The sequence below is a fragment of the Thalassobacillus devorans MSP14 genome (assembly GCF_000496835.1).
Classification (GTDB): domain Bacteria; phylum Bacillota; class Bacilli; order Bacillales; family Halobacillaceae; genus Thalassobacillus; species Thalassobacillus devorans_B.
The window spans coordinates 597,858-618,199 of sequence record NZ_KI543236.1; the positions used below are offsets into that span (position 1 = coordinate 597,858).

Consider the following 20,342-nt stretch of genomic DNA (forward strand, 5'->3'; position numbering starts at 1 on the left):
AATTGCCGGAGTAGTAATTAAATAAACGTGCTGTTGTCTCGAAGTCGAGTCTTCCCGAAAAGATGCAGGATAGTGAAAGACTCGGTTTCGAGATATTGTTCCGAAAAACTTACTTTTAGAAGGGATATTTACTTCTATGTTGAACTATGGAAGGGGATGTAAATTATGAAAATCGGGAGTCATGAGATGGAAGTTTAGGGGATTTTCGTGATGCTTTGGCTATTTTTAGGGTGGGTAAAGAGTAGGTAACATTTTTAAAAATTGACGATGTGACGGAATATGAATAAGGAGGATTTTATCATGGATGATGCGTCAAATAACCGGAGGATAGATACTGCTTCAAGAATAATTATGGCCTCACCGCAAACCATCTATCAGTCTTTCTTGAACCCGGAGGAACTCGTTTCCTGGCTTCCACCAAAAGGGATGTCAGGTCATATTGAAATGTTTGATCCCCGTGAAGGCGGGAGTTATAAAATAACCCTTATGTATGAAATAGAGCATTCAAACCCTGGTAAAACTACAGAAAACACTGATGTAGTCCAAGCGAAGTTTTTGGAATTAGTTCCAGATAAGCGAATTGTGCAATCCGTAAAATTCAATTCCAAGGACCCTGCGTTCTCGGGGGAGATGGTTCAGAAATGGCTCTTGGAAGCCAATTCAGTAGGTACAGAAGTTACTATCGTTTGTGAAAATGTTCCTGAAGGAATTCGGAAGGAAGACCACGACATAGGATTAAGGTCCACATTAGAGAATCTCGCTTTGTATACTGAGTGATGATTGCAAAATTATAATTAGCTCTCTTCAGCAAAGGTTATAATTGGGAGATAAATTCCATATAACTCGATTTCGATTCTCCAAGAATAGGGGGCTTTTCTTTAATATCATTGCTTTGAAGCAATTGAAGATAAAAGATATAGGAGGTATTTTCATTGATTAAGGGTCTATACGAAGCACATTTGCCGGTAAGTAACTTGAATAAGTCGATTGAATTCTATGAAGGGCTAGGGTTGAAGTTTGACCATAAAGTGGAAGATAGAGTAGCTTTTTTATGGATTGTAAAAGACCAAAGTTGGGTTGGCTTATGGAAAACCGATAAGGTTGAGGTAGAGTATCATCCTTCAATTAGACATATAGCTTTTGAAGTATCTTTGGATGGTTTGAAAAACTCGATTAACTGGCTAACAACTAAAGGTTATAAACCGAGAAAAGCTTTTGGTTTTGAGCCTACTGAACCATTTGTGATGCCAAATCCTAATGAAGGGTTTGGACATGCAAAGATACATTTTAATGACCCAGATGGAAATAGTTTAGAGTTTATTTGTAAAATTGGTAATCCTAACAATTTGACAGAGAAAATGTATCTAAGTGAATGGGAAGAATTAAATAAATTAGCGAAGTAGTATGCAGCATAGACGATATAAATGGAGACTAAAGTAAAAGAAAAGCTAAGATATATCTCAATTTCGAGTCTTTTTGTATTGGGGGCGATACCTGCACAGAGTGACCATCGCTTATTGTGCTAACGGGGCAGTTTAGTGGAATAAGGGGGCTATATTTTTGAAGAACAATCAAGAGTTTAAAAATCATTGGAAAAGGTTTATCATCTTCTCGCTTTCCATTGGGCTGGTAGTTGGAATTTTTTCCGTAATTTCCGACCACATCCCAAGTATTGGTGAGAAAATGATGGGTCTTGAAACCGCCATTACGTATTTAGCGGTAATGATAAACTCCTTACCAGTCTGGTTTATATTTGCTATGATTATTGGTTATAAATTTGCACGAAATATTAAGGAAGCATTATTTTTTGGTGCCTTATATACAATCATTGCAATCACATTTTATTTCTTGTTTGGCTACATTTACGAAAGCTTCATTTACGAGGGGGTTATACCTGTTTCAACATCTTTTAAAGATCAATTAAAAGTCTACGCAGAATGGTACGGAGCCTCAACTGCCGGTGGTCTTGTAGGAGGAGCGTTGGGATATCTATTTAAAAAGAATCGGTTTGTTTTATTATTCTTGGTTTTAGGGATAACCTTACAATTGTTTGTAAATGGCGCAAGAAGTTGGGACAACCCTGTCGGTATTGCTCAAAATGTGAGCTTTTGTCTTATGATTATAAGCATTTTCATTTATTTATCGATTGTTTGGAAAAAGAATAGGAATAAGAAACAGAGTCTCGCATAACGAGATTATTTTGTAAAAAGGAGAGTTGTAAGGAGAAAACTTAACTAGCGGGTGCGTTAGTTGAAAATCTGCTTCAATATCTCGAAATCAAGTCTTCAGCAAACGGGGGCAATAGCTGAAGATTGTATAGTTGCTCTTTAGCTTTTTCTTCTATTCAAGAACAAAGCAGGAGTGTTGAAGGGTCAGTTTCGAGATCTCCTAATATTTATCTGAAAGTGTAAAGGTGTTTTAACACAGTTAGGCAATGGAGGGTATTGAGAAGAAAGGGAGATGATTATGAAGAAAATAAAGACAAGCTATTTAATCAACACGATTGTAAGTGGAATAATAGCAATCCTTATATCTACCTTTTTTGCTGGGGGCACAATCGCAGAAAACTATACGGACAAGACTTGGGTGGCACCTGAGTTTTTTGTGATCATACCTATATGGTCTTTAGGATTTTTAATTGGATTACCTGTTTACAAAAGTGTATCCGCTGGAATGTATTTATTTCTTTCAATTCTAATCACGTGGGCTTCTATCCCGTTTGGAATACGATTGGGTTTTTATCTAGCTACATAATTTTCAAGTTGAAACAGCACTACATACTACAAATAAAGCTGAAAAATACAATAAATACAGAAAATCACAAATCTGAGGCTATAGTATAATAGTTTATTTAATTTACAAAGCAAGGGGGAAGAGCATTGAAAAAAATTATTTTTATCGTAATGGTATTTTTGCTTAGTTTAGTAGGATGCAGTGATGATACTGCCTCAAAGGAGCTTGTAGATTACAATAAAGAAAAAGTTATTAACTCATTAAACGATGTGTCGTTTACTCCAGAAGTCCCAACTAAGCTTCCATTTGAGCCAAAAGAGATAAGAGTAAACTTAGAGGGTGTAGGAGGAATGGAGAATAGTTTTATTAAAGTTTCATTTATAAGTGAAAATCAAGAAGAGGTCACCTTTCAGGCAGCAAAAAGCCAAAATGCATTTGATTTTACAGAAGAACACGTAAAAATACAGGGAGACATAGAAGGAAAATACGGGGAAAAAGAAAAGGTTAAGATTTTGAAATGGAATAAAGATGATATTTATTATGAACTATTCGTGGATAGCGACTCTACTTCTAAAGAAGAAGTCCTTAATATAGCCGATAATTTTAATCAAGTCAATTAGACTAACTTTATAAAACTAACGGAGCAGGATAGATGAATAAGATAGTGTATTTATTTATAGAAAGGAGGAACATAATATGGAGGCTTTTATGGATTACTTTGGCGGAATAGGGTTTTTAGATGTGCTATTTTTTTATTTCCCAATTGGGGTAGTTATAATTAGTGCGTTACTCACTTTACTATTCAGAAAAACATTTGTACCTGTTATAGTAGTGCTTGTTTTATTCGGAACATTCTTCATTTATTCATACAGTCAATTAAATACTTCTTACGTAGATTTTCTTGTTGCACTTATTGGGTACATTATAATTGCATTCCTCATTGGCAAATTCACACAAAAAGTTATTGTGAAATATAATTCTATATTGCATTAACGGTGGCGATTTTTCAATATAGACGATCGCTTTTTTAACTAACGGAGCAGGTTTATTGCAGAAGGGAAATGGTTAACCGAAAGCGAAAAGGTAGTTGAGTAATAACATTAAGAGAATCCTGTATAAATCAAATTAGGGGCGATTATCCAACAAGCGATAGTCGCCTTTTATTGTTAGCTTTAAGATATTTGATTTTTACCATTGTCACAAATCAGCCGCTTCCATTGTTATATGTATAAACCATAAAGAAGGAGCTGAAAGTGATGAGCGACTTGACATGTATCATTATCGGAGGCGGCTATGCAGGGCTTGGAGCACTTTATCAACTGCAGTCAGCAACCCGGGAAATGGAGAATGGGCGAAGGATTCGGTTTGTTCTGGTCGACAAGCAGCCCGGGCATTTGCGTAAATTGAGGTTGTTTCGTCCAACTACGGTCGAGGAAGAAATTGTGATCCCATGGAGTGATTTAAATATCGGAGGGTTCGAATTTGTGCAAGGTACCGTTACATCTGTGGAGAGTGAAAAAAAGCGGGTCCAATATAGTGATGTACAAGGAAATGATGCCTGTATTCGTTATGATCTTTTAGTCGTGACGGTGGGCAGTATGGTTAGAAGGCCTGATCATGACCAAGGTGGAATCGCCTTGACTGACCCAGAAACCGTGGCAGCTATCCGGGAGGGTTGGCAAGACAATTTGCGAAAGGCTGCTGAAGAGACAAATCCAGTAGCACAAAAACGCCTAATGACTGTGGCGGTCGCTGGAGCTGGTATCAGTGGCATCGAGACTTCTGCGGAACTGGCTCTCTCTATGCGGAAGGAAGCAACAGCTTTAGGGGTGAATGCTTCTGATATCTCCGTCTATTTATTGAATGCAAAAGAACGGCTGCTCCCAGAAGTGTCGGAGAAATTCAGGCGTAAGCTGTGTCATGAGATCGCTGAATGTGGCGTGTCAGTGCTTAATAATTGTAAGGCGCTACGGGAGGAAGGAGGAGTAGTGACGCTAAACAATGGCGCCTCTCTGGAAGTCGGTCTGTTGATATGGATGTTTGGTCTGGATCCGAATCCAGGTCTACGTAATATGGGCTTGCCGCTTACTTTGGATGGCCATGTACTGGTTGATGAAAGCTATCGTGTGTCAGGTGCTCCTGGGGTGTACAGCAATGGCGACTGCGCGAAAATCATCGATTCAAAGACAGGCAAATCGGAACAGAAGACGTGCTTTGAAGCTGGCATACAGGCGATTCGACTGGGGAAAATCGTGAAGGCTGATCTGGAGGGCCGTCCCGCGCCGATTCACAAAGCATCGAAATCGAACTTTGATGCTTATACGATCGGCTTGGGGCAAAAAGGAGTGGTTTGGCTGCGCAAATGGGGGCTTGATGTTGTCATCACAGGAAAGATTCCAGGGAGAATCAAGAAGATGATTGAGGATAAAGCCAGCTACTTACGATAGAGAAAGAGATATTACCTTATTGTTAACATGCAAGAAAGGAGAGACAGCGATGGAGGAACTTTATAATCAATATAAAGCATTACTGTTTACTCTGGCTTATCAGTTAACAGGTTCTGTTGCGGATACTGAAGATGCGTTACAGGATGTGTTCTTCAAGGCATACGATGTGAATGTTGAACACTTAAAAGAACCGAAAGCGTATTTGTGTAAAATGGTAACCAATCGTTGTCTTAATCTGCAGAAATTGGCACGAAAGCAAAAGGAAGTGTATGTTGGTCCGTGGCTCCCCGAACCGTTTCAGACGGCGGGAGCGGAAACCATCGAGGTGACGGTCGCCCGCCGCGATTTGTTGTCATATGGCATGCTCGTTCTGCTGGAGAGGCTGACACCGACAGAGCGTGGTGTGTTTGTCCTGCGGGAAGCGTTAAGGTTCAATTATCTCGAAATCGCCGAACTGCTCGACAAGAAAGAGGCGAATTGCCGCAAGCTGATGAGCCGAGCACGCAAAAAGATGGAAATAACAGAGGATGAGATAGTAGGGAACAAAGCGATAGAATTGGAATGGCTGAACCGGTTTCTCACCTCTCTTGAGCAGGGGAACGTTGATTATTTGCTTTCCCTGTTGAATGAAAACGTCACGCTAGTTACCGACGGAGGAGGAAAAGTAAACGCGTTCAAGCATCCGATACAAAAGCGTGAACGAGTGGCTCGATTCCTGGCTTCAGCGCTTGAAGGCTTGTCGGACTATTATCAGGAAGGTATTTATATCGAGTTAGCGCACATAAATGGGGAGAAAGGGATAGTGCTCCGGGCTGGATCTGATACAGTTGCTGCTTTATTTATTCAACAACAGCACGGAAATTTCTCAAGAATTTATGTTGTACGAAACCCGGATAAGCTTACACGTGTATAGGTAGTAGTTCGTTTACAATCCTTAGAGTTCGCTTAATGGTAATGCATGTTTACTTTTAAAAGATTTTAAAACATCTTTCAACAGGCTTTAACAGCAATAGAGGGTGTTAAAAATTGGCAATTGAGAAGAAATCCTTCCGAACTTTCCATGTTTCATACTCCGTGTTATCTTCATTTGGCACCTTAGTAGAATTCAGAGGCAAAGATATAGGCAAGCTACTTCTTGAAAAAGCCGAAAAAAACCACCTAAGTTCTGGTGCCTTTCCCCATTACATTAATGCTTTAACATACTGGGGGACAGGCACCGATTAGGCACTGATTATGAGCAATCGAAAAGAAACCCTTCTTAGTTTTATATGTTAAGTTTAAAGAAACAACTAGAAAGGAGTGTGACGGTGGGAAAAGTTATTTTAGACATATCAATGTCACTGGACGGCTTTATCGCTGGTCCAAACGATAACCGTAAGCAGGGTCTTGGTGAGGGTGGCGAGATTCTGCACGAATGGTTATTTAGTGGGGAAAGACCTAGTAAATTTAACGACTTTTTTAAGCTTTCTGAAATTAATAGGGAAGTTTTTGATAAATCTTTCGGAACTACAGGAGCAATTGTAGCAGGTAGGCGAACATTCGATCTTACATGTGGCTGGGGAGGCAGCCATCCCATTCACGGAATTCCGGTATTTATACCCACTCATGATGCGCCTGAAGAGGTTCCCGAGGGTGCAACACCGTTCACTTTCGTTAGCGACGGTATTGAGAGTGTCGTTGAACAAGCTAAAACAGCCGCGGAGGACAATGATGTCCAGGTGATGGGTGGCGCGAATACTGCTCAACAGTGTATTAAAGCCAACCTGGTTGACGAAATCCTGATTCACTTGGTACCCGTTCTACTTGGTAAAGGCATCCGACTGTTTGATTCTATCGGTCCAGAAAAAATTCACATGGAGAAGGTAGACGTGACAGAAGCCTCTGATGTAACCCACCTTAGATATCGAATTTCAAAGAAGTACTAATTCAAGAAAGGGGGCGATTATTCAAGAAGGATAATCGCCCCCCTTTCTTTTTATAGAATTGGGAAATTACAAAAAGCTACATTATCAGATTACTTACCTCTGTAAGTTGAAGATGGAGGCTTTGTCTGGCTAAATCAACAGGAGTGGTGTGCTCTTGTCGGGATGCATTTCCCTCATCACCTGAGTCAGAAGTATGAACTAGATCAAATAATTGAAACTTATTGGAAAGTCTCACACGTACGCTTGTTAATGCAAATATTCGTGGATGCTTTCTGTTTTACCGCGATATCATAGGACTTGAAGTCCGCTATGGAAATGAAGACACTCCATTTGCTGTATATCAAACTGGTAATATTAATCTGGCGTTCTAGGACTTCAAGTAACAAACCGGGCCCTGATCGAATCGTTTACTAGTGAGGATAAAAGGGAAAACTCTTATAGTTATTACAGACCAAGGAGGCCAATCATGGAAAATATGGAAAAACTGAAGAAACGATTGCGGAAAATGACTATAAGAGAAATCTTCGACCACTACGACGGAGAAATACTCGGTCTTGACCATCGCAAACGCTCCATTAAATACAATAAAATGGTGACGAACCCTTTCCAATTTTTCAGGGGGAGCGCCTACCTGTTCTATTACGATGTCTCCAGGCTGCCGATTTCCTATCATACCCCCGAAGATAAACCGACTTGGATTCAGGGTGACCTGCATTTCGATAATTTCGGAGGATTACGGAATGAACAGGGCGAGATCGTGTTCGACTCGAATGACTTTGATGAAGGCTATCTGGGTTCTTACCTGTACGACGTGTACCGTATGGCGACGTCGATCGGGCTGTACGCTGAGCAACTTGAATATGGGGAAGAGGACCAGGCGGTTTTTATTGACACTTATTTGCGCGCCTATCATCATCAGCTTGAGGAATTCGTCAAACGAGGTGGCGATCCATCCACCCTGTTGTTTACAAAAAACAATACAGGCGGACCGGTCGAAGAAACGCTAAGAGATCTCGAAAACCGGGAAGCGGCAGAAAAGCTGAATCAAATGACGGAAGTAAAGGATGGAGAACGGCGCTTTAAAGTGGAAGGGAAGCTTAAGCGTTTATCCAAGAAGGAAAGAAAAGGACTTGAAGAAGCCTGGCCAAAATATATCCAGTCATTAAATGAAAATAAAGAGTCAGTAGCAGAATACTTCGCGATCAAGGATGCTGTGAAGCTGGAAGGCGCTGGGACTGGATCCATTGGATTGATGCGCTTCTTCATCCTCGTAGAAGGACCTGGGGAGGAGCATGCGGATGATGTAATCCTTGAGGCAAAGGAAGCCCGTTACCCTGCTACAGGGCATTATTTTTCTTATGATGACTTGTTTCATTCCGAAGAGGGTCTTCATCATGGGCGCCGGGTGATTCAGACTCAGAAGGCTATGCACTATCTGCAGGACCCTTTTCTTGGCTTCTTTACGATCGGCAATCATCACTTTTATGTGCGGGAGTCGACTGCTTTTGAAGAAGAGGTGGCCCCGGAACAGCTGCTTGATAGAGACAGCATGCTTGCGACCGTGGAAACGATGGGAAGAGTAACCGCCAAGCTCCACGCGCGGGCGGATTCGGATGTGGATGCTTCTCTTCCGCATGACAGTGAAGTCGAGATTCTGAATGCGATCGGCAATCTGGACCGATTCGTGGACGATCTTACCTGGATGGGAATGTTTTATAAGCACCGGGTAGAAGAGGATTTTCAGTTGTTCACGGAATGGCTAGAAGAAGAGTTTCAAAAAAGAGAAGAGTAACAGAAGAGGGACGGTCCCCTTGTTCGGGCTTTCCCTTTTTTAAACAATCATCTTATGGAAGATGCGAAAGAAATCAATATAATTGCTGAATGATATAATTGAATAACCATATATGAATTTTTACACATCTCTGATTGAGGATACAACAATTACAAATATTGTTTGATATGGTGCAAGTGGAAGAGGAGATAAATTGCAAATCTATTGGGGCTATTCTTCAAAAAAGGAGAATAGCTCTTTTTTATTGCAGTAAAGAATCAGTAATGCAAAATAATAAAAACTGTCCATATTTACTGAGTATACTGTGCAGCCAATATTTTTTAGAAAGATTGTACTTGCTGAACGGGGCTTGTTAGTGAGAAAGGATTTTACCGAAAAGATATTCTTTCAATAAAATTTTATTGATAATCGATAAATATTTATTTAAAATAAATATAATGACAAAGAAGATGGAAAGGCAAAAGCGGTCCGGTTATCTACTTTAGATGCAATTTGTAAGGCTTTAGAATGTCAGCCCGGAGATATTTTGGAATACCGAAGTGATGAAGAAAGTTAAGCATTGTATAAATAACTAATCTAATAAATATTAGGGAGGGTATGACGATGGATACTAACAATTTGGTGCTTAAAAATATTTCTAACCCGATTGAACTGGAGAGGATTTATCGAAAAGACCCGAAAGCTTTTAAAAAGTCATTCGCATATGCATGGGAACAACATCCCGATTCTCAGGTTCTTAGTGTCTGGTATGAAAGGTTGCATTTCAAGGAGCCAGCAACTGCAACTGAACTTTCCCTGTTTCAGAAAAGTTTCTTATTCATGGGCCTTTTAGCTATTCTGGCCGGGGTAAGCACAAGGATCATTTTCCACTTTGTCGAGCAGGAAGCAATAGCTCCTATTAACCTGGCTTTTGGTATCATTCCATTTATCGCTGCCTACTTTGTATATAGTAATGCGGCGAAAAGAAGCATTATTTATTCCCTTTCAGCGTTGTTCACCATTTCCGTGGTTTATCTTAATTTGCTGCCATTAAATGATAAAGACAGTATTATCCTTGTTTATTTACACCTCCCCATTTTCTTATGGGTATTGCTGGGGGTTGCTTTTACAGGAAACGGCTATTCTAAAGGCAGTAGAAGATTAGACTATATTAAATTTAATTTGGAATTTGGAATTCTCTACGCCAGCATGGCAGTCAGCGGAATGGTGTTAGCAGCATTAACCATGCGGTTATTCAGCTTTGTTGGTCTGGATATAGAAGATTTCTATTTTAGTAATATTGTTTTGTTCGGTGCTGCCGCTCTCGCGATTGTGGCTGCGTATCTTGTATCAATGAATCTTAAACTTGCTAAGAATATCGCCCCGTATATAGCGAAAATTTTCAGCCCCCTTGTTCTGGTCACATTGTTGGCCTATCTTGTAACGGTTATATGGTTGGGGAAAAATCCATTCCTCGATCGCAATTTCCTGATAGCTTTCAACGGAATTCTCCTTGGTGTATTGGCTGTCACCATATTTTCCATTACCGAAAGAGATTCAGACGAGAATAAGAACATTTCAGATTATATCAATGTTTCCTTAATTGTCCTTGCACTCATCATCGACAGTGTGGCTTTGTCAGCCATAGTGTTCAGACTTTCTTCTTTTGGCATTACTCCAAATAGATTTGCTGTTTTAGGAGTAAACATGCTCATATGGGCAAATCTGATTTGGATTATGTTCTCTTATATGCGTTTTTTACAAAACAAATCCGGACTATCAACGATCCAGGATGCTGTTACTAAGTATTTGCCGGTCTATGGACTGTGGGCAGCTTTTGTTATATTTACTTTTCCATTTATATTTAATTAGTAAGGATTTTTAATCCTATTTCCTGAGCAAACGGTGTCAATGGGGAGGTAAGAAAAAAAGATGTTAACACTAATTTAATTACAATAACTTATTGCTAAGTGATACTTCGCTGGGAGCACATCCTTGTAAAGAATATATTTAAGAAATAATAGTGCCTTAGAATGAGTGAAAAAAATATACTCCTTGTTATTTCTGCAAAAAGTTACCTGCGAACCATTTCCTATATCACTAATAACTTTATAATGCATATGGCCTCAGTGTCCCCATTCTATACTTTGTTAGATTTCTTTTACCGAAGTGGTCTGCTTTAATCAAACAATAATGGGTATATTTGCTATATATCACTTCTATTTGGTTTTTAAACCTGAACAAATAATAACTGAACCCGCCTCCTTGCTACATAAACAAATGTGTCCAGCATTAAATAAATTTAAGCACAAGGAATAATGTAAAAAAGTGGACATACACCTCTTATATAGAGAGGTGGTTATTATGAAGAAACGTGTGGTTGGTATTGGGTTAATAATAATCATTTTTGGTTTCACTTTAGTATTTGCCAATAACTCAGGTGAATCGGCAAATGCTAAATCTGATGAACAAATAGAAAGTGAATTAATAAAAAGTATGGAAGAAACTAAAAAAGAAAAAGAGAAAATAGAAAAGTTATTTACAAGAAGTTCAAAAGCATTAAAAGACGAAGGTTTCGGAGAAGTCGGTTTAAGTTATTCTTATGAAGAACGTATCTTAACAGCACAAGTGAACGATAAAGATCTTTTAGAAGACTACAAGAGAGAAATAGAAAATATAATAGTTAATACTGCGAAAGAGGTAGGATTTAATGATTTTGATATCACGTTTATGGTCGTGAATAGGGACGTTATCCAAAATAAAGAGGATCAAAAAGCAATGGAATCAATACATAAGGTTTCCGATATAGTTTCGGACGAATTAAAGGATAGAGGGTATAACTTTTCTTATTCGATATCGGTGAAACCGGAGAAGGAAATCATAATTGAAGGAACAGATAAAGACTTTTCAGAGAATGCTGAACTCGAAAAACTTATTTCTAATGCGATTTTATCTAAGACAAATCTGAATTATGCCGTTAAATTAAAGAAGAAAAGCGAAAGTGAAATCCGAGATATGGAATGGCAGCCCATATTTACTGCGATAAGTGAGGAAACAAATAAGAAATTTAATGAATATAGAGGATTTGCCAGCTCTTTCCACCCTCAACCATTACAGATTATTATAAAGACAAATCTAAATAATAGCTGGTTCCAGAACTCTGATGAGAAAGTTAAAGAAATTGAAGATTATGTGGATAAGATAATTGAATTAAAAATAGAAGAATTATCTATTAAAGAAGTCCCGTATGAAATTATTATTAGAGATAAAAATAACAAAAAAATAAATTAAAAAAATTTTCATACCAAGTACTTTTGTGAAGCACCTTTCCAGGCGAAGGTGCTTTTTTTGATCGAGTGATTGCGCATTAAAGCACGATCGGAAATCTATATTTAAAAAACTTATAAAGGTGCACTATGTCTACTCTGATCACTATGATTACTATGTGCACTTAGAGCATTAGTGAACATAATTATCAGCGTATCTTTCTCCTCCAAAATATGTATGCTATGCTAAGAGTAGCAATATTTTGACATTTGGGGGTGTTTAGATGTATTTCTTTAGAATATTGGCCGTCGTTTTTATTGCTTATATATCCTATCTGGCATATGAAAAAGGAATTGAGTTAAAAGCAATGGGAACAAGTGCTGATGGGGATGGGATAGGTATAAGCTTCTTAGGCATCCAAACCGCAGAAAGAGTCCCTGAAGGAAATATTCCACAACATGCACAAGGGTTTTTTGTCTTTAGTGTGATTTTGGGGATTTCAGGTTTGCTTCTCTTGTTTCTGCCTTTGATTAAAAAACTAGTACCATCATCTCTAAAATATTGGATACGGAAACAAATAGAAACTGATTAATACCCAATTGAGTCAACACATCAGGTTGACTTTTATTTTTTGCTTATCCAGTTTTTTTGTGTCTTAGTCATGTGGCTCACTTTATGGAAAGTAATAAATTACAAAGGTGGAATGATAGTGAGTAATATAACGCTTCGAGACGTAATCGAAGATGATCTTCCGGTTTTCTTCAAGCACCAGCAGGATCGGGATGCAAATCATATGGCGGCATTTACAAGTGAGGATCCCGATGATTGGAACAGCTTTTTAACTCACTGGAATAAAATTCTGACTGATAAAACCATCATCAAGCAAACGATCACAGTTCAGAATAATGTTGCTGGAAATATTCTATATTTCGAGCAGTTCGGCGTACCAGGGGTCAGCTATTGGATAGGAAGAGAATATTGGGGCAGAGGGATCGCTACCGATGCTTTAAGGGAATTTTTAAAATTGGTTACAGTTCGTCCCCTGTATGCTCGTGCAGTCAAAGACAACATTGGTTCACTCAAAGTACTGGAGAAATGTGGTTTTGCAATCTCTGGTGAAGACAGTGGGTTTTCTAATGCCCGTGGTGCAGATGTAGAAGAATTTGTTTTTATCCTTGAATAAAGGCTAATGGATTTCAGAATGTCTGTTATAAGACTATAACGAACAGCATTCGGCCCTCCGTACGCAAAACTGGTTAAGTTTACGTGGTTCGACGGTTTATTTTTGCTCATACTTTGCGTTCCTATAAATTCCGATGCGGGAGTTGTATTTACAACTGCAATTACAAGTTATACCCGAGCTGCTATAACCTGCTGCGTAAGGAGTCGGTGAAGGGTAGAGCATTTTAAAAGAGGGGGATATGGATGACCAAATGCAAGTGTTGCCATATTCAGTTTCGATGGGGTGAAATATTCAGGAAAAATAACTTCTACCGACCTATTAAGTGTAGGAATTGTGGTTGTGAGCATAAAATAGATTTCCCTTCAAGAATGATAGTAACCTCATTAAGTGTGATTCCATTCCTGATATTCGGATTGGTTCTCTCGCCATTCGATAATCTTCTTTTTACGGTAATTATAAGTTTAGCAATATTTGAATCAGGTATGATTCTGACTCCTTTTTTAGTTAATTATAAGCCGGTAAGAAAGTAGTAGAATCAAAATCTATTGTGCCGAAGTTATATTACTTAAATTGAGTTGAAAAGGGGACGCAGGATTATACGCTTTTACTCTATATGAATTTAGTTTCGGGTTTCCGTAACTATTGTGAAGGTTACGCCGAACTTGTCCATGACATAACCTTGAGCAGGTGTGAAGGAAGTTTCCTCTAATGGACCGATTACTTTTCCTTCCTCCTTTAATGCTTCAAAAATCTGTTCTGTTTTTTCCACTTCGTTCGTTGATACATAAATAGCAGCCTGATTACCTATTTGACGAGGGAACCCTGGTGAATCAAAAAGTATCATTTCCGTTTCACCAACTTGCAGCCTTGCATGTGCAACAAAGTCCAGGATTTTTTCGGGAAAAGACATTCCAGGAAATGCCGGGATCTCTCCATATGTCTGAATCGACAGCACTTTAGCATCCAATATGGTTTTGTAAAAATGGATGGCTTCTTTTGCATCGCCATCGAACATTAAATGGGGAAATGCCTGTAAGGTCATGAAGCATCAACTCCTTTATTGACTATTTATTTCCATAGTAGCATATGCGAAAAGTGTTGCTTTCTTTTCGATTGCTATCTTAAACAATGCTCAAAGTTAAACAATCAGAAAACTTAAGATAAAATAACATAGTTTGGCTTTTTTACTAAAGCTGAAAAGGTGAGGTGAAACATTATACGATGTGCTCTCGTAACACTATTAAAGGGGGTATTGGGTTGAGCAAAGAAAGAGAAACACCAGAACTAAGAAGAGAGAGGCTGCGGCAAAAAGAATTGAATAATCCTGCCAGCAGTATCCACGGGAGCAATACTTCTGATTTGGCAGGCAGTTTAAATTGGAAGGGCACTGGAATAATAATTCTTGTAATAATAGCAGCGTTTACAATCTATGCTGTTTTTTTTCGCTAACTCCTTAATTGATTTTTAATCGACTCGTGTAGATCTCGAAATCAAATTTTCCCCGGAGTAATGAAGGAATTTGGAGCAATCGAGAAGAAATTCTATGTACTTATGTGTTTTAAACTTTGATTGTGTGAATAAACCATTTGAAAGGGGATAATTACATGAATCAAGGTTATAACACTTCAAAACCTCCTTTGGTCGACCGAGCGACCTGGCAGGCTAAACTGGATGATTTACGGACCAGAGAGAAGGCGCATACACGTGAAGGGGACGCAATTGCAGCAGCCCGTCGTCGGCTGCCGATGGTTGAAGTGGATTCGTCCATCCCGTTGATCGGCCCGGATGGTCCGGTGACCTTGTTGGAGACGTTCGAAGGCCGCCGCCAGCTGATTGCCTATTTTCACATGTGGCACACCGGCAGACCTGCCGCGGAGCAATGCGAGGGCTGCACCTTCTCCACGACTCACATCAACGAGCTATCCTATTTGCATTCGCGGGACGTCAGCTATGCTACTTTCTGTGAGGAGCCATATGAAGAGAGTTCACGGTATCGAGACTTCATGGGCTGGACAGTTCCGTGGTACTCGGTGCCCCAGGACTCCGCGGATCACTTGATCTTTGACCGGCACTTCGGCATCCTGGTCAGTTATCTCCGGGACGGTGACAAGGTCTACGAGACCTACTGGACTACAGGCCGGGGTAACGAACGTATGTCACCGTCGTACGGACTGCTGGACTTGACTGTCTATGGCCGTCAGGAGTTCTGGGAGGATTCACCCGAGGGATGGCCGCAGCGTTGGGGTTCCAAAGGTGGTCAGTTTCAAATGGATGGACGCCCGACCGCCCAATGGTTCCGCCTGGCAGCCGGGCGCTCTGACGATCTCGGAACCTAGGCTTCAAGATATAAAGAAAGTGCCTGCCCCCCCGGTGCGTTAATACATTACTAAGGTGGGGGTCAGGCACTTTCTTTAAAAAATGATAGAATATATACCACATAGACTATATCATGATTAATACACTCAGGCGTTTTTTGTGGAAAAGGGGATATATATGAGAAAAATCGGTCAATCATTTCTGATCTATTTTATTGGAATATCCGTATTGACATTAGGGATTACTCTTACCATTCAATCCCGATTAGGCACTTCACCATTTGATGCACTACTCGTTGGTTTATATCGTACATTTGGATTGACCGTTGGAAGCTGGGAAATTGTGGTTGGTTCGGCTATGGTGTTGCTCAATGCTGCTGCTTTAAAAGCAAGACCGGAATTTTTAGCTATATTAACTTCCATTATTACTGGGATGGGGATTGATACATGGCTGTTATTATTAGGAGATTGGTTAATACCTGATCATATATTAGAACAAATTTTATTAGTATTACTAGGCATTCTTTTAGGCGGAATAGGTATTGCGATTTATTTGGAATCAAACTTTGCACCAAATCCTATGGACCGGTCCATGGTTATTTTAACAGATAAAACAAATTGGTCTTTTAGCAGGTCAAGGGCGATCATCAGTATTGTATTAGTCATCATTGCTTTTTTATTCAATGGGGCTATTGGGATTGGAACGTTGTTAAATGCCTTGATTACAGGAGTTATCATCCAGTGGGTTCGTCCATATGTGCTGGTCATTATTCATAAACGACCTGTACCAATAATAAATAATAGTCATTGAAAAAAGAACCACAAAATAGTGGTTCTTTAATCCCTCATGGACCCCGCTTCACGGGAGCTCATAGCTCCTATGCCTTTGCTTACATCCTGCTGAATTTCTTGTTTTACTTTGTTGGGATCTGTTCCGGTATAGCCTGGCTCCAGCATTGTTTTCGAATTCTTTTTTCTTCCTTGTTCATTATTAGTTCCTTCCGTTGTCTGGTTCTTTTTCATTACCAGCCACCTCCATATCAGTAGGTTTAGCAAACATCGAAATAATAATCAGATGATCAAATCAACCGAAGGGAGGCTTCCAAATGGAACGAAATTCATGGTCTCTTTTGAAGAAAGGGAGTGTTTCAAGATGTTGAGGAATTTAAAATTATATTGAGGAGGAATACTGGTATGAAAACAAGACTCTTACATGTACGTGCAAATGTAAAAGATTTAAACAGGTCAGTCAAATGGTATGAAGAAATACTGGGTTTTACTGTGGCAGCAACATGGCCACCCGAAGACCCCAATTACGTACATTTTGAACACGAAGGAGGAGCAATGTTTGCTTTAATGGAGCATGAAAATTATCCAACCCCAGGGAGGTTTAATTTTTATGTCGATGATGTAGATAGTCTCTGGGATAAATTAAATAATAAAGTCGAAGTTTTAGAAGAATTGTTTTCTACACCATACGGGAGTAGAAAGTTTACCATACGTGATATAGATGGTAATGAACTAGGGTTTGTACAAGATAATATGTCAAAATAGATCATTATTACTAAATGTATCAATTGAAGATGTTGCACTCTTTATGTGGCTTCCTGTAAAAGGAAAGTCGGTCCAGATACATATAAGCTTTGACATTTATAGAAGGTTCCTGCTCCCCGGTGTGTTAATACACTAAGGTGGGTGCAGGAACTTTTTTCTATGTTACACTAATAGTTAGGTAAATCGCTATTGGAGGGAAGGGCATGTTAATTGGTCATATCAAAGAAATTGTTCGCCATCCAGTTAAATCATTTCGTGGAGAAAGTGTACCGCAAACTCAGATAATGGAATATGGTTTATATGGTGATCGCAGCCATACTTATTTAGATGGTACAAAAAACGGGGAATTCCTTACGATCACCAACTTCCCGGAAATGGTCCGTTATCAAGCAGAATTTGCCGGGAATGAATCAATGGAAGCATACCCAAACGTGAAAGTAACGACGCCTGAGGGGAAGGTAGTGGATTGGAAAGATCAACAGCTTTTGGACGAAATCGAAAACAAATCGAACCGAAAAATCTCTACCCGTAAATATTCTCCTTCCCATGTTCCGATTGGTCCGATTGCAGTAGAACACATTCTGCTTGCCACAGATGCGTCTTTAAATAAGTTGCATGAACTTTGGGGGAAAGACGAAGTGGATTCGAGACGTTTTCGCCCCAATCTCATTCTTTCCCTGAAGGATAAAATTCCTTTTGTGGAAGAAGAATGGATGGGCCGGCGTATGAAGATAGGAAATGAAGTGGAAATAGAATTTGTAGGACATTGTAAGAGATGTATGATTATTACCGTTAATCCTGAAAATGCCGAACGGGATCCAAGTATACATAAAACGGTTATCAAAGAAAGAGACAATAATTTTGGCGTTTATGCTTCTGTAATAAAAACAGGAGACATTCGAGTAAATGATGAGGTTCATCTTCTTGATTAAGGGAGTTATAAAGGTTGAAACTTTACAAATAGAAAAACTCCATTCGCTTATAAGGTACTTATTAAAAATATACGAAAATGCTCTGGATATTGGAGCTGAAAATTATGGAGGGATGATGAGATGAAGTTTGTAGCTATAGCAGGAAGCATCAGAAAGGAATCTTATAACAGGAAACTTGCCAATTACATAAGAACCAGATATCAGCAAAAAGTTGAAATTGAGCTTTTAAACATTGAAGACCTTCCTTTTTTCAACCAGGATGAAGAGGAAGAACCGCTAACGGCTGTAAGGGACTTCAAACAAAAGGTTTCTGAAGCTGATGGAATCATCATTGTTACACCTGAATATAACCATTCTGTACCGGGTGTTTTGAAAAATGCGATAGACTGGTGTTCCAGAGTAGACAAAGTAATGATGAATAAACCCGTCATGATTGCAGGAGGTACGATGGGGGCATTAGGTACTGTCCGTTCACAAATGCACCTGCGTCAGATACTCAATGCGCCAGGTGTAGCCGCGCTTACCTTACCGGGAAATGAGGTTCTGATTGGCACCATTCATCAAAAAATGAATGAAGATGGAAAATTAGTTGATGAACCGACCATCCAATTCTTAGATACTGTCATGAACAACTTTATCGCATGGGTAGAAAAAATAAGTTAATTTGATATGACTCGAATGATCTTATAGAGGATGTTAGGAAAGATGTATGGATGCTGTTTCGTGACCAAACATACGAAGAAAAAATAGAGCAAGGGCGATTATCCAGGATAGGATAGTCGCCCTTTTTTCATTTGAAAATTATAATCCAGGAGGAATTCGATGCTTTATGAAATTCTGGTACATATTATAGGTGGGCATTGGGGATAGCTAAGCTAATAATAGGGTTTGGTATGGAGGTTTTATCATGGAACAAGGAAAACAAGTCAGGTTGACATCTACCGAGATAGCTCAGCTGTGGACGCAATATATGAATGATAGTGCAAGTGTGTGTATGTTGACGTATTTTTTAGAAAAGGCTGAGGATGCAGAGATTAAGCCTTTAATTGAACATGCTTTAGAGTTATCGCAAATGCATGTGCAAAAAACATCTGCCATTCTGACAGAGGAAAAGAACCAGCTGCCTCATGGATTTAAGTTGGAGGAGGATGTGGATATAACAGCTCCCCGGCTGTTTTCTGATACTTATGTGCTGAATTTTATACACAATATGGCTAAAATTGGCCTGACTGCTTATTCCTATAGTTTATCTGTTTCTATCAGAGCTGATATTACAGATTTTTATATGGAATGCCTTTCGGAGACCCAACAATTATATAAAATGTCAAAAGATTTACTATTATCCAAGGGTTTGTATTCAAGACCTCCCTTTCTGCCCAATAGTGAGGATGTTGAATATGTGGAAACAAAAGGTTTTATTTGGGATTTTTTTGGTGAAAAAAGACCATTACAGGCATTGGAAATTACAAATCTGTACACTAATTTTCAAAGGAATGCGTTAGGAGCTGCTACAGTAGCTGGATTTAGTCAGGTTGCAACGTCAAAGGAAGTTACACAATTTTTTTTAAAGCTTATAAAAGGTGCTAAAAACCATGCAGAAGCATTTGCAAATAAATTAGAGGAAAGCAATCTGCCTGTCCCATTGTCCTGGGGGTCAGAAGTAACAAACAGTACAACGTTTACATTTTCCGATAAGCTCATGATGTTCTATACTGCTGCTTTAACCTCATTAAGCGTTGGTTATTATGGCAAGGCAATTGCCCAAAGTCCCAGGTTGGATTTAAGTGTAATGTATAACCGGTTAATTTTAGAAGTGCAGAAACTATCTGAGAACGGAGCTAACATTTTGATTAAGAATAAGTGGATGGAACAGCCTCCTATGGCCCCTGACCGAGTGGAACTAGCGAAGAAAAATAATCGATAATAGACAAGCGAGAGTGGACTGACCAGGTTTTAAAGGGGGAACCCACAGAATCATCTTCGAAGTACTTTTGGAAGCACATTCCTATACGAATGTGCTTTTTTGATAGAAAAATTTAGCACTATGCTAGTGACTCGATTCATGGTATTCCACTTCTGTCTTATTCATCCACTGGTAAAAGGAAAGATTGATATTTAGAGGATAATAAGAAACAAGTACCTCTGTAATTGGCTGCTTACAGTATAATTTTTAAATGGTAGAAGCAAGCTAAATAGAAAGTTTCTATAGGAAAAA

General features: G+C 39.2%; 24 protein-coding genes and 1 pseudogene. 23 read left to right on the top strand and 2 right to left on the bottom strand.

Annotated elements, in window-relative coordinates:
- The first annotated feature begins 300 nt into the window (after positions 1-300).
- The 16 genes and pseudogenes from P855_RS0103795 (at position 301) to P855_RS22750 (ending at position 13,856) form a co-directional block, all read left to right on the top strand.
- On the top strand, positions 301-777 hold the full coding sequence (locus P855_RS0103795) for an SRPBCC domain-containing protein (RefSeq protein ID WP_028782332.1): 477 nt from the start codon (positions 301-303) through the stop codon (positions 775-777).
- A 155-nt stretch (positions 778-932) separates the two neighbouring features.
- The gene (locus tag P855_RS0103800) at positions 933-1,403 is read left to right on the top strand and encodes a VOC family protein (protein ID WP_028782333.1); all 471 of its coding nucleotides are present in this window, start codon (positions 933-935) and stop codon (positions 1,401-1,403) included.
- 157 nt (positions 1,404-1,560) lie between these two features.
- A complete protein-coding gene (locus P855_RS0103805; RefSeq protein WP_028782334.1) occupies positions 1,561-2,190 on the top strand; it encodes a hypothetical protein in 630 nt (209 codons plus the stop codon).
- Between the two features lie 276 nt (positions 2,191-2,466).
- Complete coding sequence (locus P855_RS0103810) at positions 2,467-2,754, top strand: hypothetical protein (RefSeq protein WP_037985603.1); 288 nt, start codon at positions 2,467-2,469, stop codon at positions 2,752-2,754.
- Between the two features lie 125 nt (positions 2,755-2,879).
- Entirely contained in the window at positions 2,880-3,353 is a 474-nt protein-coding gene (locus tag P855_RS0103815; RefSeq protein WP_028782336.1) for a DUF4367 domain-containing protein, read from the top strand.
- Between the two features lie 76 nt (positions 3,354-3,429).
- Entirely contained in the window at positions 3,430-3,726 is a 297-nt protein-coding gene (locus P855_RS0103820) for a hypothetical protein (protein ID WP_028782337.1), read from the top strand.
- 263 nt (positions 3,727-3,989) lie between these two features.
- Positions 3,990-5,180 carry an NAD(P)/FAD-dependent oxidoreductase gene (locus tag P855_RS0103825; RefSeq protein ID WP_028782338.1) on the top strand — a complete coding sequence of 397 codons (1,191 nt, stop codon included), beginning with the start codon at positions 3,990-3,992 and terminating at the stop codon, positions 5,178-5,180.
- Between the two features lie 49 nt (positions 5,181-5,229).
- The gene (locus tag P855_RS0103830) at positions 5,230-6,093 is read left to right on the top strand and encodes a sigma-70 family RNA polymerase sigma factor (protein ID WP_028782339.1); all 864 of its coding nucleotides are present in this window, start codon (positions 5,230-5,232) and stop codon (positions 6,091-6,093) included.
- Between the two features lie 394 nt (positions 6,094-6,487).
- Positions 6,488-7,105: a dihydrofolate reductase family protein gene (locus P855_RS0103840; RefSeq protein WP_028782341.1), complete on the top strand. Its 618-nt coding sequence runs from the start codon at positions 6,488-6,490 to the stop codon at positions 7,103-7,105.
- Between the two features lie 466 nt (positions 7,106-7,571).
- On the top strand, positions 7,572-8,897 hold the full coding sequence (locus P855_RS0103845; RefSeq protein ID WP_028782342.1) for a DUF2252 domain-containing protein: 1,326 nt from the start codon (positions 7,572-7,574) through the stop codon (positions 8,895-8,897).
- A gap of 445 nt (positions 8,898-9,342) precedes the next feature.
- Positions 9,343-9,453, top strand: a pseudogene (locus tag P855_RS22025) (helix-turn-helix domain-containing protein); the annotation flags it as partial.
- 47 nt (positions 9,454-9,500) lie between these two features.
- A complete protein-coding gene (locus tag P855_RS0103850) occupies positions 9,501-10,748 on the top strand; it encodes a hypothetical protein (RefSeq protein WP_028782343.1) in 1,248 nt (415 codons plus the stop codon).
- A 492-nt stretch (positions 10,749-11,240) separates the two neighbouring features.
- Positions 11,241-12,167 (top strand): hypothetical protein, encoded by a 927-nt coding sequence (locus P855_RS22465; RefSeq protein ID WP_028782344.1) that lies wholly within the window; start codon positions 11,241-11,243, stop codon positions 12,165-12,167.
- Positions 12,168-12,426: 259 nt separating this feature from the next.
- The gene (locus tag P855_RS0103860; protein ID WP_028782345.1) at positions 12,427-12,735 is read left to right on the top strand and encodes a hypothetical protein; all 309 of its coding nucleotides are present in this window, start codon (positions 12,427-12,429) and stop codon (positions 12,733-12,735) included.
- Between the two features lie 111 nt (positions 12,736-12,846).
- A complete protein-coding gene (locus tag P855_RS0103865) occupies positions 12,847-13,326 on the top strand; it encodes a GNAT family N-acetyltransferase (RefSeq protein WP_200865938.1) in 480 nt (159 codons plus the stop codon).
- Between the two features lie 242 nt (positions 13,327-13,568).
- Positions 13,569-13,856 carry a TIGR04104 family putative zinc finger protein gene (locus P855_RS22750; RefSeq protein WP_028782347.1) on the top strand — a complete coding sequence of 96 codons (288 nt, stop codon included), beginning with the start codon at positions 13,569-13,571 and terminating at the stop codon, positions 13,854-13,856.
- A gap of 89 nt (positions 13,857-13,945) precedes the next feature.
- Here P855_RS22750 and P855_RS0103875 read toward each other — a convergent pair whose 3' ends face one another.
- Entirely contained in the window at positions 13,946-14,368 is a 423-nt protein-coding gene (locus tag P855_RS0103875) for a VOC family protein (protein ID WP_028782348.1), read from the bottom strand.
- Positions 14,369-14,583: 215 nt separating this feature from the next.
- On the opposite strand from P855_RS0103875, the gene P855_RS0103880 reads away from it, so the two are divergent.
- The 3 genes from P855_RS0103880 (at position 14,584) to P855_RS0103890 (ending at position 16,452) form a co-directional block, all read left to right on the top strand.
- A complete protein-coding gene (locus P855_RS0103880; protein ID WP_028782349.1) occupies positions 14,584-14,775 on the top strand; it encodes a DUF6366 family protein in 192 nt (63 codons plus the stop codon).
- A gap of 155 nt (positions 14,776-14,930) precedes the next feature.
- Entirely contained in the window at positions 14,931-15,662 is a 732-nt protein-coding gene (locus P855_RS0103885; protein WP_028782350.1) for a DUF899 family protein, read from the top strand.
- Positions 15,663-15,819: 157 nt separating this feature from the next.
- On the top strand, positions 15,820-16,452 hold the full coding sequence (locus tag P855_RS0103890) for a YczE/YyaS/YitT family protein (protein WP_028782351.1): 633 nt from the start codon (positions 15,820-15,822) through the stop codon (positions 16,450-16,452).
- Positions 16,453-16,478: 26 nt separating this feature from the next.
- Here P855_RS0103890 and P855_RS22370 read toward each other — a convergent pair whose 3' ends face one another.
- Positions 16,479-16,664, bottom strand: coding sequence for a hypothetical protein (locus P855_RS22370; protein WP_037985604.1), 186 nt, complete (start codon positions 16,662-16,664; stop codon positions 16,479-16,481).
- Positions 16,665-16,835: 171 nt separating this feature from the next.
- Between P855_RS22370 and P855_RS0103900 the strand changes: the two genes are divergently transcribed.
- The 4 genes from P855_RS0103900 to P855_RS0103920 all read left to right on the top strand — a co-directional run bounded on the left by P855_RS0103900 (position 16,836) and on the right by P855_RS0103920 (position 20,051).
- Complete coding sequence (locus P855_RS0103900) at positions 16,836-17,195, top strand: VOC family protein (RefSeq protein WP_028782352.1); 360 nt, start codon at positions 16,836-16,838, stop codon at positions 17,193-17,195.
- Positions 17,196-17,398: 203 nt separating this feature from the next.
- Complete coding sequence (locus P855_RS0103905; protein WP_028782353.1) at positions 17,399-18,127, top strand: MOSC domain-containing protein; 729 nt, start codon at positions 17,399-17,401, stop codon at positions 18,125-18,127.
- A gap of 120 nt (positions 18,128-18,247) precedes the next feature.
- A complete protein-coding gene (locus tag P855_RS0103915; RefSeq protein ID WP_028782354.1) occupies positions 18,248-18,790 on the top strand; it encodes an NADPH-dependent FMN reductase in 543 nt (180 codons plus the stop codon).
- 244 nt (positions 18,791-19,034) lie between these two features.
- The gene (locus P855_RS0103920; RefSeq protein ID WP_037985606.1) at positions 19,035-20,051 is read left to right on the top strand and encodes a DUF3231 family protein; all 1,017 of its coding nucleotides are present in this window, start codon (positions 19,035-19,037) and stop codon (positions 20,049-20,051) included.
- Positions 20,052-20,342: the final 291 nt, after the last annotated feature.

Coding starts and splice junctions, on each gene's coding strand:
- P855_RS0103795 (WP_028782332.1), top strand. CDS start 301: ATGGATGATGCGTCAAATAACCGGAGGATAGATACTGCTTCAAGAATA.
- P855_RS0103810 (WP_037985603.1), top strand. CDS start 2,467: ATGAAGAAAATAAAGACAAGCTATTTAATCAACACGATTGTAAGTGGA.
- P855_RS0103820 (WP_028782337.1), top strand. CDS start 3,430: ATGGAGGCTTTTATGGATTACTTTGGCGGAATAGGGTTTTTAGATGTG.
- P855_RS0103825 (WP_028782338.1), top strand. CDS start 3,990: ATGAGCGACTTGACATGTATCATTATCGGAGGCGGCTATGCAGGGCTT.
- P855_RS0103830 (WP_028782339.1), top strand. CDS start 5,230: ATGGAGGAACTTTATAATCAATATAAAGCATTACTGTTTACTCTGGCT.
- P855_RS0103845 (WP_028782342.1), top strand. CDS start 7,572: ATGGAAAATATGGAAAAACTGAAGAAACGATTGCGGAAAATGACTATA.
- P855_RS0103850 (WP_028782343.1), top strand. CDS start 9,501: ATGGATACTAACAATTTGGTGCTTAAAAATATTTCTAACCCGATTGAA.
- P855_RS22465 (WP_028782344.1), top strand. CDS start 11,241: ATGAAGAAACGTGTGGTTGGTATTGGGTTAATAATAATCATTTTTGGT.
- P855_RS0103860 (WP_028782345.1), top strand. CDS start 12,427: ATGTATTTCTTTAGAATATTGGCCGTCGTTTTTATTGCTTATATATCC.
- P855_RS0103865 (WP_200865938.1), top strand. CDS start 12,847: ATGATAGTGAGTAATATAACGCTTCGAGACGTAATCGAAGATGATCTT.
- P855_RS22750 (WP_028782347.1), top strand. CDS start 13,569: ATGACCAAATGCAAGTGTTGCCATATTCAGTTTCGATGGGGTGAAATA.
- P855_RS0103875 (WP_028782348.1), bottom strand. CDS start 14,368: ATGACCTTACAGGCATTTCCCCATTTAATGTTCGATGGCGATGCAAAA.
- P855_RS0103885 (WP_028782350.1), top strand. CDS start 14,931: ATGAATCAAGGTTATAACACTTCAAAACCTCCTTTGGTCGACCGAGCG.
- P855_RS0103890 (WP_028782351.1), top strand. CDS start 15,820: ATGAGAAAAATCGGTCAATCATTTCTGATCTATTTTATTGGAATATCC.
- P855_RS22370 (WP_037985604.1), bottom strand. CDS start 16,664: ATGAAAAAGAACCAGACAACGGAAGGAACTAATAATGAACAAGGAAGA.
- P855_RS0103900 (WP_028782352.1), top strand. CDS start 16,836: ATGAAAACAAGACTCTTACATGTACGTGCAAATGTAAAAGATTTAAAC.
- P855_RS0103905 (WP_028782353.1), top strand. CDS start 17,399: ATGTTAATTGGTCATATCAAAGAAATTGTTCGCCATCCAGTTAAATCA.
- P855_RS0103915 (WP_028782354.1), top strand. CDS start 18,248: ATGAAGTTTGTAGCTATAGCAGGAAGCATCAGAAAGGAATCTTATAAC.
- P855_RS0103920 (WP_037985606.1), top strand. CDS start 19,035: ATGGAACAAGGAAAACAAGTCAGGTTGACATCTACCGAGATAGCTCAG.